The organism is Flavitalea flava (assembly GCF_054461575.1).
The window spans coordinates 82,469-98,717 of sequence record NZ_JBTLQH010000007.1 but is presented as its reverse complement, the minus strand read 5'-3'; the positions used below and the strand labels follow the sequence as shown (position 1 = coordinate 98,717).

At 46.5% G+C, this 16,249-nt stretch carries 13 protein-coding genes; all 13 read right to left on the bottom strand.

Going from position 1 to position 16,249, the window contains the following annotated elements; genetic code table 11:
* Positions 1 to 2 precede the first annotated feature (2 nt).
* Positions 3 to 965 carry an aldose epimerase family protein gene (locus ACX0G9_RS09195; protein WP_459064594.1) on the bottom strand — a complete coding sequence of 321 codons (963 nt, stop codon included), beginning with the start codon at positions 963 to 965 and terminating at the stop codon, positions 3 to 5.
* A gap of 212 nt (positions 966 to 1,177) precedes the next feature.
* Positions 1,178 to 1,630 (bottom strand): GyrI-like domain-containing protein, encoded by a 453-nt coding sequence (locus ACX0G9_RS09190; protein WP_459064593.1) that lies wholly within the window; start codon positions 1,628 to 1,630, stop codon positions 1,178 to 1,180.
* Between the two features lie 92 nt (positions 1,631 to 1,722).
* A complete protein-coding gene (locus ACX0G9_RS09185; protein WP_459064592.1) occupies positions 1,723 to 2,670 on the bottom strand; it encodes a helix-turn-helix transcriptional regulator in 948 nt (315 codons plus the stop codon).
* Complete coding sequence (gene ispG, locus ACX0G9_RS09180) at positions 2,667 to 4,775, bottom strand: (E)-4-hydroxy-3-methylbut-2-enyl-diphosphate synthase (protein WP_459064591.1); 2,109 nt, start codon at positions 4,773 to 4,775, stop codon at positions 2,667 to 2,669. Before ispG ends, ACX0G9_RS09185 begins: the two co-directional genes overlap by 4 nt.
* Before the next feature lie 44 nt (positions 4,776 to 4,819).
* Complete coding sequence (locus ACX0G9_RS09175) at positions 4,820 to 6,547, bottom strand: VWA domain-containing protein (protein ID WP_459064590.1); 1,728 nt, start codon at positions 6,545 to 6,547, stop codon at positions 4,820 to 4,822.
* A 91-nt stretch (positions 6,548 to 6,638) separates the two neighbouring features.
* The gene (locus ACX0G9_RS09170) at positions 6,639 to 7,451 is read right to left on the bottom strand and encodes a penicillin-binding transpeptidase domain-containing protein (protein WP_459064589.1); all 813 of its coding nucleotides are present in this window, start codon (positions 7,449 to 7,451) and stop codon (positions 6,639 to 6,641) included.
* Between the two features lie 36 nt (positions 7,452 to 7,487).
* The gene (treF, locus tag ACX0G9_RS09165) at positions 7,488 to 9,077 is read right to left on the bottom strand and encodes an alpha,alpha-trehalase TreF (RefSeq protein WP_459064588.1); all 1,590 of its coding nucleotides are present in this window, start codon (positions 9,075 to 9,077) and stop codon (positions 7,488 to 7,490) included.
* Between the two features lie 178 nt (positions 9,078 to 9,255).
* A complete protein-coding gene (locus ACX0G9_RS09160; RefSeq protein ID WP_459064587.1) occupies positions 9,256 to 10,083 on the bottom strand; it encodes a hypothetical protein in 828 nt (275 codons plus the stop codon).
* 263 nt (positions 10,084 to 10,346) lie between these two features.
* On the bottom strand, positions 10,347 to 11,957 hold the full coding sequence (locus tag ACX0G9_RS09155; protein ID WP_459064586.1) for a phosphatase PAP2 family protein: 1,611 nt from the start codon (positions 11,955 to 11,957) through the stop codon (positions 10,347 to 10,349).
* Position 11,958: 1 nt separating this feature from the next.
* Entirely contained in the window at positions 11,959 to 12,927 is a 969-nt protein-coding gene (locus tag ACX0G9_RS09150; RefSeq protein ID WP_459064585.1) for a hypothetical protein, read from the bottom strand.
* A 35-nt stretch (positions 12,928 to 12,962) separates the two neighbouring features.
* Complete coding sequence (locus tag ACX0G9_RS09145) at positions 12,963 to 13,502, bottom strand: carboxymuconolactone decarboxylase family protein (RefSeq protein WP_459064584.1); 540 nt, start codon at positions 13,500 to 13,502, stop codon at positions 12,963 to 12,965.
* Positions 13,503 to 13,521: 19 nt separating this feature from the next.
* On the bottom strand, positions 13,522 to 14,700 hold the full coding sequence (locus ACX0G9_RS09140) for a hypothetical protein (RefSeq protein WP_459064583.1): 1,179 nt from the start codon (positions 14,698 to 14,700) through the stop codon (positions 13,522 to 13,524).
* 71 nt (positions 14,701 to 14,771) lie between these two features.
* Positions 14,772 to 16,100, bottom strand: a complete 1,329-nt coding sequence (locus ACX0G9_RS09135; protein WP_459064582.1) for a vanadium-dependent haloperoxidase — start codon at positions 16,098 to 16,100, stop codon at positions 14,772 to 14,774.
* Between the last annotated feature and the right edge of the window lie 149 nt (positions 16,101 to 16,249).

Sequence of the window (16,249 nt, the reverse complement as noted above, 5' to 3'; positions counted from 1 at the left end):
TTTTACTGGACGCTAACCTTGTACCTGACCGTAAATATTTGTGAATGTCCTTCCGGCAGCAGAATAAGGCCCATTTTGTTATTAAAACAGTCCGGAGCGCCGCTTAGGTTCTCAATAGCAATGCTTTGACGATGCGGGGGGGTATAAATCTGTAAATAGGGATAAGCAGCATCCGGAAAAAAGGATACCGATAATCCAATTCCCGGGTTGGAAAGCTCGCAGGCGGCATTCTGCAGACCCGGTTTCAGGACAAAACAATTATCCAGGAAGGTACCCCCGATCACGCTGCTCTTTTGGAAATCGTTGTATCTGAGCAGGTTCCCGGAAGGGATCAGTTTGTCGTTAAATTCAACCAGGGCATCTGCATAAAATTGAAGCTGCCAGTCATCGACCCTTCCGCCCAATTGAAAATACGGGTGCCAGCCATCGGCGATAGGGAGAGTTTCTTTACCAAGATTCGTAACCTTTGTCTCCGCTTCCAGTTGATTATCCTCCCTCAGTACAAATCTCACCTGGCAGCTATAGACAAACGGATAGGCTGGATCTTCCTGTCTGTACAGATAGGCTAAAGAAAGAGCGGCTTGTTCATCGTCCGCTTTTTCCTCTATAATGGTAAAGGGTTTATTATATAATAATCCATGAATGGCGTTGCCCCGGCCATCACCGGAAGCATTGGAAAAAACATATTCTTTACCCTCAAATTGATATTTTCCATCAGCAATACGACAGGGGAAAGGGGATAATTTAGGGCTTTTAAAAGATTTACCCATTTCTCTTTTCATTTCCTCCAGGTCATGATAATGGTCGATCACATTCAGAACCACCCCGTCCTTTCCTTTTACCCGGAAAGCATGCAGAGAGGCACCGTAACCAGGCAATAAGGCAATTTCGGTACCGGTTTTCTCATCTCTCAGGTTTACCAGGGGCAGGTCGTTCACCGTTGAATGTCGGATAGAAAAAGGCATATTCCAGAAAATTATATTTTCTGCAAGGTATCGAAATACTTCGGGGTTAATTCAAAAAGTAACCCCGAAGTATTTCCCGCTAATTATTGTCCTTCGGACAGCAGAACCGTGTTCTGCTTTGATAAGCACGCAGGGGTTCTTTCAAAAGGTAACCCCTGCGTGTTTTCCCGCTAATTATTGTCCTTCGGACAGCAGAACCGTGTTCTGCTTGGTTATAACAAACCGATCTGAACTTCGGTGATATTATTATCAGGTTGTAAAAAGTCCACATGGATATAGGCCTCCGAAAAGATGCCGTTCATGGCCAGGCCTTTCTCTCCAATTGTTTCCATCATTTTCCCATAAACGCCCGATAACTGATCCCACGGACCTTCGTGACGTACAGACAGACATTTGAAAGGAGGAAGCTCCTTGAAAAAAGGAGGGGGATTGGCAGGGATCCTGCCCTGTACCGGAAGGGCGATTTCCAGGGTGAATACCGTATTAGGTTTTCCGTCGACCCCATAATAAAACCAATACTGGGGTCCGCAAATAAGCAGGTCCAGGTTTACCACGTGTTTATATAATTTTTTGACGGTTACCCCTGCAAAATTTTTCAGTTCGCCAAAAGTGGTCTGATGCGTACTGTAAAGAACGGTCATCGGAGGATGTGTTTTAATCTGCATAAGTGGAGCTATTCTTGTTTCAACAAAGAAACACCTGGTCTGTGACAGCATTATGTCAGCAGCCTGAATTCCGGGGAAAATAAAAAGAAGCGCTAAATATAATGGGCATTTAAGGTTTCGCCCAACTCTTTCATTATAAGGCGGAGGGCTTCCGGAGAAGCTATTTTGACTTTATTGGTATACATCAGCAGCCAACGCCCGAAGTAGGGAAGGGATGAGGTAAGGAATTTCATGCTGATCACCGTTCCCAGGTCTTCTTCGGAAACAAATCCGTTAAGATATTTCTGCTCCTGCATATATCTAACGACATTTTTGTCAAAATGAAGGGTGACCTCCTGTAAATCTTTTTCTTCTTTAACCTGTTGAATATATTCCTGGACGGAAGGATGAGCCGATCCGTCGAAAACGGTTTCCGATACGATCACTTTCAGCATGCGGCTTAACCGGAAATCCCGGTACCCATTACGCATGCGGCACCAGGCGATTAGGTGCCAGGCGGAGGAATAATACAAAAGACCGAATGGTTCCACATCCCTTAACGTGGTTTCTTCTTTAAGAGGGGAATGATAATTCAGTTGTACTACCCGGCGATGGACGACCGCTTGCTGAAGCTGCGACAGGGGTTGCTGGTTTAACTCAAGATCGGAAGACCTCCGGCTTATTACAGCCACATGATCGGTCAGGCTTTCGACATATTCTTTGTCTGTCGCCCTTAATACCGCCTTAATCTTAAAAAGGGCCGCATTAAAATGTCTCTTTACCGAACCATCTGTAAACTGCTCGGCAAGCTTCGAACCCAGCATGAGTGCGCTGGCCTCTTCCTGGGTGAACATAACAGGGGGAAGCCGGTATCCTTCCATAATAGTGTATCCCGTGCCAGCCTCGCCGATAACAGGCACACCAGATTCATCCAGGGCTTTTACATCCCGGTAGACCGTACGCAGGCTGATCCGGAAACGGTCCGCCATTTCCTGCGCCGTTACCCGCTTCTTACTCTGAAGATGAGTGAGGATAGCATGGAGTCTGTCAATCCGGTTCAAGAATTAATGATTTTTTGTTTTGAAAAATCGGCAGGATCGATCCAGGCTTCACTTTGTTTTAATAAATTAATTAACTCCTCTACGGCAATGGCGCTGTCAACTCCCTTTTTTATCACCTCCTTTCCTTTGTATAAGGTTATTTTACCAGGGCCGCTGCCCACGTATCCAAAATCTGCATCGGCCATTTCGCCGGGGCCATTTACGATACATCCCATAATGGCGATCTTTAACCCTTTGAGATGATTTGTTACAGACCGGATCTTCGCCGTCGTCTCCTGTAAATCGAACAGGGTGCGTCCGCAAGAGGGACAGGAAATATATTCTGTTTTGGAGATCCGGGTACGGGTGGCCTGTAAAATTGAAAAAGAAGTATTATTCAGGAACTGATGGTTATTCTTTGTTTCCAGGTAAGTACGACCACTAACCCTTCCGTTCACTATTTTTTCAGGTTCATTCATCAGCCAGATACCATCGCCCATTCCATCCAGGAATAAGGCGCCGGCTTCCGTGGAAAAATGGATCAATTGTTCATCGATGGTTGGATCGTGGCTTTCTACGGCCAGGATCAACGGACATTGAATTCCACGGTTCATCAATTCCATAATGAAACGTCTGACAGAAAGCATAGGAGTGGCATGGGAAGACCAGAGACATAAGACGACCGTTTTATCCCCGCTGATTTTGTCAAGGAGCGCTGCCGAATTACCGGCCTCCGTATCATTCACATCAAAGGAAGTACCATCCATGGAACGTGAAGCATCCAGGGATAAAAAGTTCATACTATCGGAACGGTCTTTTGACCCCATATATTCATCAGCCCGGAGAAGCGGGAAATACTTTTTTTTATCATCGGCTCCCAACCAGATTGGATGATCGCATATGAGCTTAAGCGTACCAGGCAGTTCGAAGTCAACCGTTTTTTTCCCGGTATATAAGTAGTCTGCCGCCGCATCACCGATATTCCATTTATCCGTTAGGGAATCGTAGGAATATCCTATCGTCTGCAGATCTTCCGGACGGATGCTGACGGTCTTCATAAAATCAGCCACGACTACCGGGACCTGGTGTCCGCCAATATTCGAGATTAGATTTGATTTTCTTCTTTTATATTCAAAAGGGGAATATCCACCCCCTGAAGCGGCAGTTACGCCAGCCGTCTGAGAAGAAATAATATCGCCGGAATTGCCGGAAAGGCCGGAGACCCTCGATCCGGACGATTCTCTTCCCTGGTATCTTTTCACCAGATCCTGGCAAACGGGAATTTCAAATTCGGGATCCTCGGTCAGCGATACACGGATAGTATCTCCGATCCCGTCTTCCAGCAAAGTACCGATTCCGATAGCCGATTTTATCCTTCCATCCTCTCCATCCCCGGCTTCGGTTACGCCCAGGTGCAGCGGATAAGAAACGCCAAATTCTTCTTCCATTTTTTGTATCAGCAGGCGGTATGCCTGCACCATTACCAGCGGATTACTGGATTTCATGCTCAGGATGATCTGGTGGTAACTTTCACCTCTGGCCACCCGAAGGAACTCCATAGCGCTCTCCACCATCCCCATTGGGCTATCTCCGTAACGGCTCATGATCCGGTCGCTTAATGAGCCATGATTGGTACCGATCCGCATAGCCGTCCCATACTCTTTACAAATCTTTACCAGGGGGGTAAAACGTTCGCGGATACGATCGATCTCTTCATTATATTCGGCATCCGTATAATCGATAAAAGCAAACTTTTTCTTATCGATATAATTACCAGGGTTCACTCTTACCTTTTCAACGATCCGAGCAGCGATCTCCGCTGCATTAGGCGTGAAGTGAATATCCGCCACCAAAGGGGTATGATATCCTCTTTTACGTAATTCCTGTTTTATGTTGAGTAAATTTTCAGCCTCATTTTTGCTGGGAGCGGTGATCCGTACCAATTCGGCTCCTGCTTCTATACAACGTATAGACTGTTCCACGGTGGCCAGCGTATCCATCGTATCGGTCGTGGTCATGGTTTGCACCCGGATAGGATGAAAATTCCCAAGGAGCAGGTCTCCGACCTTCACTTCAAGTGTCTTCAGCCGGCTATATCGGGTAAGTGAATTACAATACAATTGCATGGGCCAAAATTACGATAGAATTGCGATAGGATCCCATTAAGGATTTACCAGTCTTTCTCAGGCTGGGAAGAAGATTTCACCTTATTCTGATTCATTTTTTCCTGGGCCTCGTTTTCCTTTTGCTGCAAAGCCTTTAATAGTTGTTCGACCTGCTGTTTATTAAGCCTGCTCGGCTGAGGTTTGGGCTGTTGTTGTTTTTTCTGATCCTGGTCTTTTTTCTCGTCTTTCTGATCTTTCTGGTCCTTTTTATCCTTCTTATCCTTTTGATCTTTCTGATTTTTTTGCTGCTGGGACTGCTGTTTCTTTAGCTCTATCAGGGCTTTTTGCAGATTTTCCCGGGCTTCTTCGTCAGAGGGATCCAACTTAAGAGCATTTTTCCAGGAATCGATGCTTTCCGCCAATTTTTGTTGTTTTATATGGGCCACTCCTTTATTGTAAAACCCTTTTTCACGAACGACATTATCAGCACTATGCTGTACGCTGGCATCGTATGATTTAGCCGCTTCTTCAAAATTATTTTTCCGGAAAAAAGCATTTCCCAGGTTATAGTTAGCTGCGGCGTTATCGGGTGCCTCTCGCACGGCCTCCTGGTATTCCTTTTGGGACTGGTCAATCTGTTTTTTCTTATATAACCTGTTGCCGCTGCGGATCAGGGCATTCTCTTTCTGTGCAGAGGCGCAGAGGGAAAGACCTGCAAAAAGACCGGTAAACAACACAATGGCCGGAAACAAAGAAAGCGGAGATACCGAAGGTTTTTTCAGCTGCTGACGATCCATTCCGCGTTCACTCCGGCGTTCAGGTATAAAATATTCTGCCAGCAACAGGACCAGGGCTAATCCCAGGAACCATTGAAAATAATTTTTATAGTCCACGAATTCCGCATCATTCAGCGTCTTTTTTTCGATACTTTCGAGTTGCCCGGTGAGGGTGATCAATGCATCGTCGACATTGTCCAACCGCAGATATTTGCCGTTGGACGCATCAGCAAGTTGCTGTAGTTCCGGTTCATTAAGCTTGGAAATGACCGTTTGACCCTGTTCGTCTTTTTTTAATTCATTAGTCACCGGATCCACAATTGGTGATCCTTCCGGGGAACCTATCCCGACAGTATTGATCATAACCCCGCTTTCGGCCAGGGCTTTGGCAGCCTTAAGGGCTTCAGGATCATGATCTTCCCCGTCCGAAAGCAATACGATCGCCTTATATTTATGTTCCTTGCTGTTAAAAGAGGTATTCGCCATTTTCAGGGCTTCGGCAATCACCGTGCCCTGGGTGGGCACTACATCCGGTCCTGCATCCCGGATATACATCCTGGCTGCTCCGTGATCGGTTGTCAGAGGCATTTGGAGATAAGCCCTTCCAGCAAAAAGCACAAGCCCCAGCCGGTCATTATCCAGTTTGTCGGCCAACCGGATAAGTAACTGTTTGGCCCGGTCAAGACGACTGGGCTTTATATCCCGGGCAAGCATACTTTTGCTGACATCCAACACCAGCATTACATCCACCCCTTCACGCCGGATATTCTCCTTCAAACCCGGTTTCTGGAGGTTAGCCGCACCCAGGATCAGGAAAGTCAAGGCAGATAAGGCCAAAATGGCTTTTATCAGAAAGCGGCCCCTGGAAAAATTTTTTACCAGTTGCCTGACCAATAAGGGGTCTCCTATTTTTGCCGTGGTCTTTTTCTTCCATTTCAACAACCAGAAAAATATAACGCCCAGCAGTGGAATAACGATCAGACCCAGTAAATATTCTATATGTTCTAGTCGGACCATGATTGCAAGATAATCAACTAAGAATTGCAAAAAGAAAGCCAATCAAAGAAAGCCAATCCAATTTTATGATTTTAACTTTCCCGCTGATTTTTTACCTTTTTCCTTCGAGGAATCCCAATTTTTTCAAAATCCCCTTTAAGATCCCTATCTGGACATCATTTGCTGGGGGTGCGGGGGTAGCCGTTTCGATATTAAGGACAAAAAAGTAGACATGTGTATTCTCTTCCACCCAACCAATCAGCCAGTTTATCGAATGCTCATCCTTTTTAACCCCTGTTCCGGTTTTATAGCTTAGTTTGTAATTGGCATTACTTTCCATCAGCATCATTTGGCGAACGATTCCTTGTGTGCGCCGGAAAAAACGCAATTGGTCGAAATATAACTTTTTTACCAGGCCAAGCTGCTCATCAGAACTTAGGGTTAAATGGCCATTCATCCAGAAGGAATCCACCGGTCCGTCAATATTCTTATTCCCGTAACTCAACGAATCGATCCATTTTTTTAACGTGTCCTTACCGATACGCCCGGCCAATTGACGAAACCCGCTTTCGCAGGAATGCTGGAAAGCCTGTTTCAGGGTCAGGTTCCTGTCGCATCCCGGTTTTGTAATGTCTGTAGAATCCAAAGTGATAAGAGCGCTGTCATCCTTGACCACTCCTGTCTGTATACCGATCAGGGACAAAGGAATATCGAAAGTGGCTGCCGGCAGATAGGCGCTGTCCCGGAAGCGCGGCAGGTTGTAAATAATGAAATTCCCCTGACCATTATCGAACAACCCAAAGGATCCGGTCACACCGGCAGAATCGAAATAGCTCTTTAAACTATTATCCTCCTTTACATTATTCTGTGAACAGGCGGAAATTAGTACCGGGATCAGCAGGAAGACAAAAACACGCTTCAACATGGTCAAAGTTTGCGCGAAGATAGGATGGAAACAGGTTTATTCCTTCGGCAGATTATATTGCCGGATCAAACGCAATAACACGCCGTTTGTCCATCCGAAACCATCCTGGCCTCCATATTCCCCGCCTCCCGCATCCTTGTTCAAATCGACCACATTGTATTTCTCCATTAACTTACCCGTTTCTTTAAACACTTTTTGGTTCAATCTTACCCAACGGCCGGCAATATCTGCTGCCAGGTCTTTCTGTCCGCACCTGTCGAGACCCCAGATAGTCATCCATTCCAGGGGTGCCCAGCCATTAGGGGCATCCCATTGCTCACCGGTGGTAAACGCGGTGGTGGCGACCCCGCCCGGCTTCAGCAATTTCTCCCGTATTACGGCTGCGACCTTTTTACCCAAAAAGCTCATATAATCAGGATGTTCGTTGAGAAAACAAAAGGGATACATGCCTGCCGGACTGATATGATTGCTTTTTTTTCCGTTCCGGAAATCAAAATCCGTATAAAAATTGAGCGTTTTGTTCCAGCAATATTTATCGATCAACTGTCCTCTTTTTATAGCCTTGTCGCGATATTCAGCCGATGCGGAGTCATCCTTATTCATCAGTTTCGCCTTGGAAATGGCCATTTCCAGGTGATAGAGCAGCGCATTCAGATCGACAGGGATCATATCCGTCGTCCTTATCGTCCGAAGTGTTTTTCCGTCGCCGAACCAGCGGCTGCTGAAATCGATACCGCTCTCCGCGCCTGCCCGCAAATGCTGGTACATCTCCTGCTTGTTCCTGCCCGATTTTTCCGCCGTCAGAAAGTCTTCCCGGTAGCTTTCCTGTCTTGGCGCCTGAACATCATCCCAATAACGGTTAAGAATGGCTCCGTCCAACAACCTTACCCCGCGCCGGCTTGCCTGTCCGGGTTTCAGTTTGTCCGATCCTTCCATCCAAAACTGGTATTCTTTTTCCATGGCCGGCAGGAAAACTTGAAAAATGCTATCTCCCTTAACATCCGCCAGTAATTCGACCATGACTGAGAAAAAGGGAGGTTGGGAACGCCCCAGGTAATAGGTCCGGTTACCATTGGGTATATGACCATATGTTTCGATCAGATAGGCGAAATTTTTTACCATATTGTCGATCATTTCTATTTCACCGCTTTCTTTCAATCCCAGCATCGTGAAATAGGAATCCCAATAGTACACTTCCCGGAAGCGCCCCCCGGGAACGATATAAGGATAGGGAAGGGCAAGAAGAGAGCTGCCCTCCGTGACTTTATCCGGTGTTCTTTTCAGAACCGCCCATAAATTTTTTATATGGATCACTACATTGTCGCCGGTATTTGTCTTGTAATTTTCGGCAGGATTGGCAGGTAGTTCAAAATTATCTTCCACAAATTTTTTGAGCTCAAAGCCGGGGCTTCCTTTAGCCGTTTCATAATCCGCGACTATTTCTGCCGGTTTCCGTTTGGGCAGACAGTCCACAAAGGTTTTGCCGTCTGCAAAAACCCGGTTCATCTGGATATCCACGAACAATTTTCCATAAATCTTGTCCGGGGGAGCGGTTTGCAAGGCTTGTCCGAAAGAAAGGCAGGTTGATAAGATAAGGAGGAGTGCGCCGGTAAATCTTTTTTCCATATTCACACAGTTAGTTTAATATAGTAAATGTAATGAATATGCCGAAATGAACAGACGGCCATCTTTAACTCCTTCACAACTTCAAGATATGGCTAATAAAACAGGAGCTTTCACCAAAGTTTGCATGAAGAAATATATCTAAAGATTAAATAGGATAAGTAAGGATAAAAATAGCTGTTTAGGTTGCCAGCTTCCCCATTCGGGAATAATTTCCAACTGCCGCAGAGGCCTTCTTTTTCGATACCAACCATAACGCGAACAGAGCGCCATAACTTCCAGCGCGTTCCACCCATTCGAATAGTTCATAATGCGGGTAAAAAAGTTCGCTTGCCATTTTCCACAAAAAGAGACCGAACAGAATTGGGCGCACCGGGCGGATTAACACGGCAAAAGCGGCCATTACTTCAAACAAACCGACTAGCAGGGCTGTCTTTGCCGGATTGGGCAAACCAAGCGCTGTATATTGGCCAATCAATCCTTTTTTTTCAATCAGATTGAGCCATCCATGGCCGAGCAAAAGAAAGAAAACGACGATCCGCAAACACCAGGCGACTTTCCGCATGGTGTCGGGATCCACAGTTTGATCGGGATTGACCCTGGTGAACCATTCTCTGAATCCTTTTCCGGCGCCTTGCATCGTACCGGGGTCAGTTAATATCAGGAATGCGAGCGGAGCACCGAAATTACCGGCCCGCTCGATGAATTCGGCAAAAGCCTCGCCGGATAAAGGCCGGAGCAGTGCTGTAACGATCCCCCAAAGGACCAGCCATGCGGCAATAGCACGTACAGGGAAGATCAGCATGACGATCCCCAGCAGAATATCCACACTGCCCAGCAAGGGCATCAGGCGATAAGCCAGATCATGTCCGATGCCGAATACGGCAAAATAATTGCACCAGACGGGTTTCGTAATAATGCCAAAAGCACCATGGCCGATAAAACACATAGCCACTGCAATACGCAGCGTATAATGGAGTTTTTGTTCGGTTGATGAAAACAGAGTCATAAAAATCAATTTTATGTTGAATCGGGAACTGTCAACCCGAAGTCTGTTTGACTTGGCAGGCCGCACATTTCCTTCTTTTGTTTTAAAAAAAACCCCGCGAAGAATCGCGGCGTTTTAACGTCTACTTTTTGCTTATGATCCAATAAAAACTTTAACTGGGTTCTACCCAGTTCGTGAGCTCAGCCCCAGGGGGGTGAAACGAACCCTGCGAACCAAGGGTCGAACAGTGTTCGACGCCGAAGTTCTGCTGAAGCTCACCAATATCAATCAGCGCCGTCTGTTCCGGCTCGTAAAATCGCGTAATCACCCACTTTTTTTCCTACCTGCAACCCCATTGAACAATCACTCCGGTAATGGATGCCACCAAACATCCTGGAGTTAGAGGCTTCCTGCGCCATGGCGGCGTATGCAGAGGCTCTCTCCGGAATGATATGCCCCAGGATCACGGCCGCCGCCCCACTGAAGGTGGAATGGCCGGAAATATAAGCGGGGAAATTCGGAATCCCTGTCAGGGTCTTGATGTTTTCATTCATTTGTGTAGGCCGTGGGTTGAAATAATAATATTTGGTTGCCCAGCAAACGATACCGGCATCCATTAAGGACATATTCAGCAATGCCATATTACGGGCCCATCTCACTTCGCTGAAATTTTTTGTGATAAAATCATCTGCTGCAATGGCATCCCAATGACCGGCGGGAGTATAGGTCCCAACACCATCCGCCCAGAACTGGACGATCCGCAAATTTTCCCGGCTGGCATTCTTTACAAAACCATGGACTTCTTCCGTCTCTGCCTTCATCTGATCGCTGCCTGTCAAAGGCGGTGGCGGCGGCCGTAAAGCTGTTACAGCAGCAGTATCGAAAAGGAAAGGTTTTACCGCCCCGAACAAAGGCAGCATTGGCGGACGTTTAGGAGTTTCCAGGCTGAACCAGGGAACCTGGTTGTTAGCCTGTGTTACCGTAACAAAATTGGCCCAGACAGCAGGCGTGCCTACGGCCTTTCCTGCATTATCCCCTCTTCCACGAGCAATGAACAGTTCAGCAACTTGTCTTCCAAGCGCTTCCCCGGCCTTAATATCGCTGCGGGTTGCGGCCCCGGATGCGATCAAAGCCAATTCTTGTTCCTGCAATTTCTGCTGGATATTCGCTATTTCACCCGGGAAAAACAAGATCATCATTTCCGCAGTTACGCCAGCCAGTACAGCACCTTCGGAAGGATAAGAAGAAAGCGTGGTTTTGGGAAGATATGTTTTTATGGAGGAATCTACTTTGGATGGAGCGGGCCTGTTATAAAGATTCTTATAATACCAGCAGGCAACCATAGCATCATACTGGGCCGCGCTGACATAGGCATAAGCCCGTCCGGCGTAGGGAGGGTTGGAAAAGGGAAATAAAGGATACGCAAATGGATTGGCTGCGTTGGGAATAGGATAGGTCCCATCGGCATTCTGGTAAGGGGGTAAATTATATTTCGCAACCAGCCCGCGCATGATTTCATTCCACCTTAATACTCCCCCGGCGCCCCAGTATTTTATCTTGCCCTGCAGATCGCCGTTCATACTTTGCTGATATGCCTTGATCTCATTCAGATCTGCCACATAAAGCGGCGAAGTAGTCGCTACCGGCGCGGCAACGGCGAAAGAGTCCGGGCGGCTTAGCAAAATGGTTTTCCAGCTACCCGCATTCAAATCCTGATCCGCAGGATTCAACGCAGGCAGATCGGCAGTCCGGTCCGAAACACTCTTATTGCAGGAAGTAATAGTAAGTCCGGCAACTATGCTTAATAAGAAAATTAATGTGTTGAACAATGAAAAACGTATTGAAGGAAAATCCTTTATTCGAAAAACCGGTGAAGAATTTGTTGTCGGTCGCATATCAATTAGTTTTTGGAGTAGATGATGGAGTAGAGGTCTTCTTCTTATGGGAAAAATCAAAAATATAAAAGGCTCCGATATCAAAAGCGGTTGCCTGTCCCACATTCCTCCCTGCAACTGTATAATTTCCGCCGCCTGTCAGAGACAATCCCGTCACCACCTTAAAGTTATATTTGAAATGAGCTCCTACCATAGTGGCATTCATTTTATTGCTGGGAAAAGGCATATCATTTTTCCGGATATCGAATCCACCCAGGGTTTTCATATTGTTCAAAACGGCCTCGATGATCCAGCGTTCGCTCCGATAACCTGTCCTGAAATTAAAGGAAAGCAGGTTTGGCATATCCACCTTGTTGGTCAGGTGTTCTTCCGTGGTATAATAGGAGGTCCGGTCAATAGTGATATTACTGCGCCACATGTAAGTACTGTTACCCGTTACAAAAAAATTGCCAACCTGATAGTCAACCATTAACCTACCGGAAAGGGTTTTACTTTGAAGGCCGATGGACAAGGGCAGGAAATCGGCGATATAATTAGTCAGGGGAATGGAGCCTCCTCCTAAAGCATACACGGAAAGAGTTCCTTTACCCAGATTTTGTTCAATCCCCAGCCATTTGATCCAGAGAGAAAGATCCTGGATACCATGCATGCCATGCAGGGTGCCTGAGGTAGCATGGGTCATCACATAAGGAGCATTCACCAAAATATTTAATTTTCGGCTTACCCCATAGGTCCCCATCAGACCGAACATCTGTGTAGAGACTGTACCCAGGTTCTGGTTGTTTCGTTTGAAGGTTCCCTCCCAGTAATTTTTCCAGCTGCTGTTCATGTAAGTTCCTCCTACGCAAAAATTGTTTTTGGTCATCATGATCGCATCTTCATCCGTCTGTGCCCTGAGCGCCTGAGACTGTACTAACAACAGCGCTGTAACAACGGGAAGTGTGCGTTTAGCAAAAAGTAGAATGTTCATTCACGTTAGTATTTGGTTATTAATCGTTCTTTTGGTCAGGCCTTCACATACCCTCTGGATGCGATATCCTTTCCCATTTCAATATATGCTTCATTGTTTTCAGGAGCCCATGTTCCCAGCCCGTCCACATAACGGTTATACATACAAAACGCAGCGGCTATCAGTACGGCATCATGGATCTCCTTATCGGTTGCCCCCTCCTTACGGGCAGCGGCAACATCTTCGGCCGTTACTTTTTTACCTCCCTGCTGCACGTGCCGGGCAATTCCCAGCAAAGCCCGGAGTTTGGCGGATACCGGAGTCTCAGGCAACCCCCTCTTTATATCGTCGAACAGCGTAACATTACCGTCAAAATGCGCTACGGCAGCTGCCGCATGGGACGTATGGCAAAAATGACAGTCATTCCAATAAGAGACAGAGGCTGCAATCAACTCCCTCTCCCCTTTGGTCAGCGTAGAATCCGCCACCAGCAAGACATCCGCCAGTTCCCGCAAAACGCGTCCGGTGGCCGGGTTATAATCCAGCAATCCCACGATCCCGGGCAGTTGCTCATTAGTTAGTTTTATATACGCCATAGTTCTAATAAGATTACCCCTATTTATTAAAAATCATTTTATTCTTCTTTTTCTTTTCGATCCTGTATGAATATCCCAAACTGATGGAATAATCCGCAAAGGCGGCATCGCCCTGCACATGCACTTTTTTTGTAGGATCGGAGATCACCGAGTTTTGCAAATTCTGGTCAGCTTTATCGGCAGCGCTTTGAATCCGGTTCTTGATAAAATTATACGGAACGAACAGATTCATAGAATGCTTTCCTGTACGGTAAGAAATACCTGATTCTATCGCCACCACATAGCCCGGACGACGATAGTCCACATTTCCTCCGATCAGGTCAAAAGCCGGAATGCCTTCCACCCGTCCTGCAAGAGAGAAAGTCAGGTTTTGAGATTTCCCTACAGCTGCCATAACACCTGCGCGGGCAAAATACTGGTCAGGGCAACCGTAGACATTATATCCTTCCAATCCCGGACTGGCCGCCGACTTAAACGTACCATTCGATTCCCTCGGACTAAAGAGGTAATACCCGTTCGCAAAACCATACAAACTTTTATAGATCTGCCGGAAGGCCTGGACTTCCAGGGAAAAGCCTATTCCTCCATCGCCGGGCTGAATGGCCTGATCCATGATTACCTTTTTGGTTGTCCCATTTGTTTGTGGGGCATTGTCCATCGCCTTACAACTTCCCGTATTTAATTTGATACCGACTCCTATCATCAAATTCCCTTTATGTGCTTTTGCAGGATCGAAAATCCAATAATTAGCTCCAAACCTTACATCTGCAAGGCCCTGGGCAAAAACGCTGTACCGGAAAGTGTCTTTTGCCGTAGTTTTAAGAACCTGGGAACGTTCATTATGGACGTAGGGAATGGTCAGATTTAACTGGATCCTGCTTGTCAGACCATAGGACAGATTCAGATCCACGGCATGAGAATAAATATTTACGGCATTCCCGCGATCCTTACCATCCGGTCCGTGCCCTCCTCCGGTGATTTGTCGCTGGGGCTGCTCGGCAGTTCCAACAAAATGCCGCCAGGAATGAAAATAACGATAGTTGACGCCTACCTGGAAATCCCCTTTCCCAAGGTTATAAGAACTGGAAGAGAACATAGCGTTCGTTCCCCCCATTTGCCGAACGGCCACGCAGCCTTGTGAATGGGCACTGTGGCTCAGTACCAGGATAAGCAGTATGGATAAAGATAAAATTCTCATAATCAGTTTTGATTTTAATTTGATTAAACTATTTTGGTTGATACGCAGTATAAATTCATAGCATGAAAGCTTTAAACTTTTTTCATTTTTAGTTTTTCAACCACCAGCTCTCCCACCTTTCTACCGTATTCGGTACTAATGAGACAGGAATGATGGAAGTGTATGCCTCCATAGAAACGGGCCCAATTATTTTCCTGGGCCGCTTCCCTAAAAGATTTGAAAGACCGGTTTTTGATGCCGAATTCCAGTTCCGTTGTATCCGTGTAAGCAAAGTTGTCACCGAACACGCTCGTCAAGGCTTCAGCCGCTGCAGCAGAACCGGTTGAATGACCACAGGTATACTCCGGAAAAGGAGGAGTTTGCAAATGCGGCCTCCAGTTGGGGTCGAAATATTTATTGATCACTGTTTCCGGTCTTACGGTGTTATGCCTGTATTTTGCATCCCAACATTGAATAAAGGCATCGAACAGGGCTATAGTGGTTTTTGCATAAGCACATACCGTAGTCGGGAAATCAGCATTGGCTTTTTTTGCGGCAATGCCAACAATACTCATCCAGTGTCCCGGAGGAGAGAATTTTTTGGTGCCGAACATCAGGTGACCGGAAACATTCAGTTTAAAGGGATTATCATCCCAGAAATCAGCTATATGTGCCTGCTCTTCCGTGAGGCTGTCCACGGCGTTCTTTATATTGATCACTTCTTTATAATAATCGCTGTTCTTATCCTTTATATTAAATACAAAAGGAGGAGGAGGCGTAAACTGGCCTGAGCTGTCCATGACTACGCTTCGTATCGTATTCCAATGGGGCTCCATAGCCGAAGTATAGGCAGGAGGCGTGGGCACCCAGCGACCGGGTGAATCAAGCACGGTATATTCCGGAGCTCCGCGCGTTTGCAGATAATTATCCTTTTTGCTCCAGGCCATGATGGAGGAAGAAACCGTATCGGCATAGGCGACAGAATTTTTAAACAAAGTGGAAGGCATTCCATGATCTTCTGCCAGTTTCTTCAGGCTGTCGACATAATCCTTCATACTGCCGGCCGGGAAGGTGACAGCTTCCCCAAGTTTACAAAAGGCAAGAAGGCAGGCGAATTCGACATCGACCGGTTCACCGGCAACAGGCTTGGGGACGGCTTTTAACCCTCTCAATTGTCCGGCAAGCGAATAATACCGATCCGGATAACCTCCTGCAATTACTTCGTATGCGGCAACATTGGCATAAAGATAATTGCGGGATCCCACGATCGGGCTGAAGTTATTGCCCATCACCACGGTATTCAACTGATGGACCGTAGCAGAATATAAAATAGGGTCCTTAAAAATAAGTTCGTAATCCTTCTTTGTATTACAGGCGCTTAAACCCGCTATCAGGCAGGCGATAACCCAAACTTTAAACATACGTTGATTTTAGAAAAGCTACTCATCATCCTGTAATCCCTCTCCTATTGACGAAAGGGAGATCCTTTGCCGGCATATGCAGGGGATGTTATTAAAAATACGTCTCCTGACTTTACCGTTTAAATCGGCCGGTCGGTTGGCTGAACCGT

What these genes read in the sequence shown, in the direction of transcription:
- ACX0G9_RS09155 (WP_459064586.1), bottom strand. Translation starts at nt 11,957, where the DNA reads ATGCGACCGACAACAAATTCTTCACCGGTTTTTCGAATAAAGGATTTT.
- ACX0G9_RS09175 (WP_459064590.1), bottom strand. Translation starts at nt 6,547, where the DNA reads ATGGTCCGACTAGAACATATAGAATATTTACTGGGTCTGATCGTTATT.
- ACX0G9_RS09150 (WP_459064585.1), bottom strand. Translation starts at nt 12,927, where the DNA reads ATGAACATTCTACTTTTTGCTAAACGCACACTTCCCGTTGTTACAGCG.
- ACX0G9_RS09160 (WP_459064587.1), bottom strand. Translation starts at nt 10,083, where the DNA reads ATGACTCTGTTTTCATCAACCGAACAAAAACTCCATTATACGCTGCGT.
- ACX0G9_RS09140 (WP_459064583.1), bottom strand. Translation starts at nt 14,700, where the DNA reads ATGAGAATTTTATCTTTATCCATACTGCTTATCCTGGTACTGAGCCAC.
- treF (WP_459064588.1), bottom strand. Translation starts at nt 9,077, where the DNA reads ATGGAAAAAAGATTTACCGGCGCACTCCTCCTTATCTTATCAACCTGC.
- ACX0G9_RS09170 (WP_459064589.1), bottom strand. Translation starts at nt 7,451, where the DNA reads ATGTTGAAGCGTGTTTTTGTCTTCCTGCTGATCCCGGTACTAATTTCC.
- ACX0G9_RS09135 (WP_459064582.1), bottom strand. Translation starts at nt 16,100, where the DNA reads ATGTTTAAAGTTTGGGTTATCGCCTGCCTGATAGCGGGTTTAAGCGCC.
- ACX0G9_RS09190 (WP_459064593.1), bottom strand. Translation starts at nt 1,630, where the DNA reads ATGCAGATTAAAACACATCCTCCGATGACCGTTCTTTACAGTACGCAT.
- ACX0G9_RS09195 (WP_459064594.1), bottom strand. Translation starts at nt 965, where the DNA reads ATGCCTTTTTCTATCCGACATTCAACGGTGAACGACCTGCCCCTGGTA.
- ACX0G9_RS09145 (WP_459064584.1), bottom strand. Translation starts at nt 13,502, where the DNA reads ATGGCGTATATAAAACTAACTAATGAGCAACTGCCCGGGATCGTGGGA.
- ispG (WP_459064591.1), bottom strand. Translation starts at nt 4,775, where the DNA reads ATGCAATTGTATTGTAATTCACTTACCCGATATAGCCGGCTGAAGACA.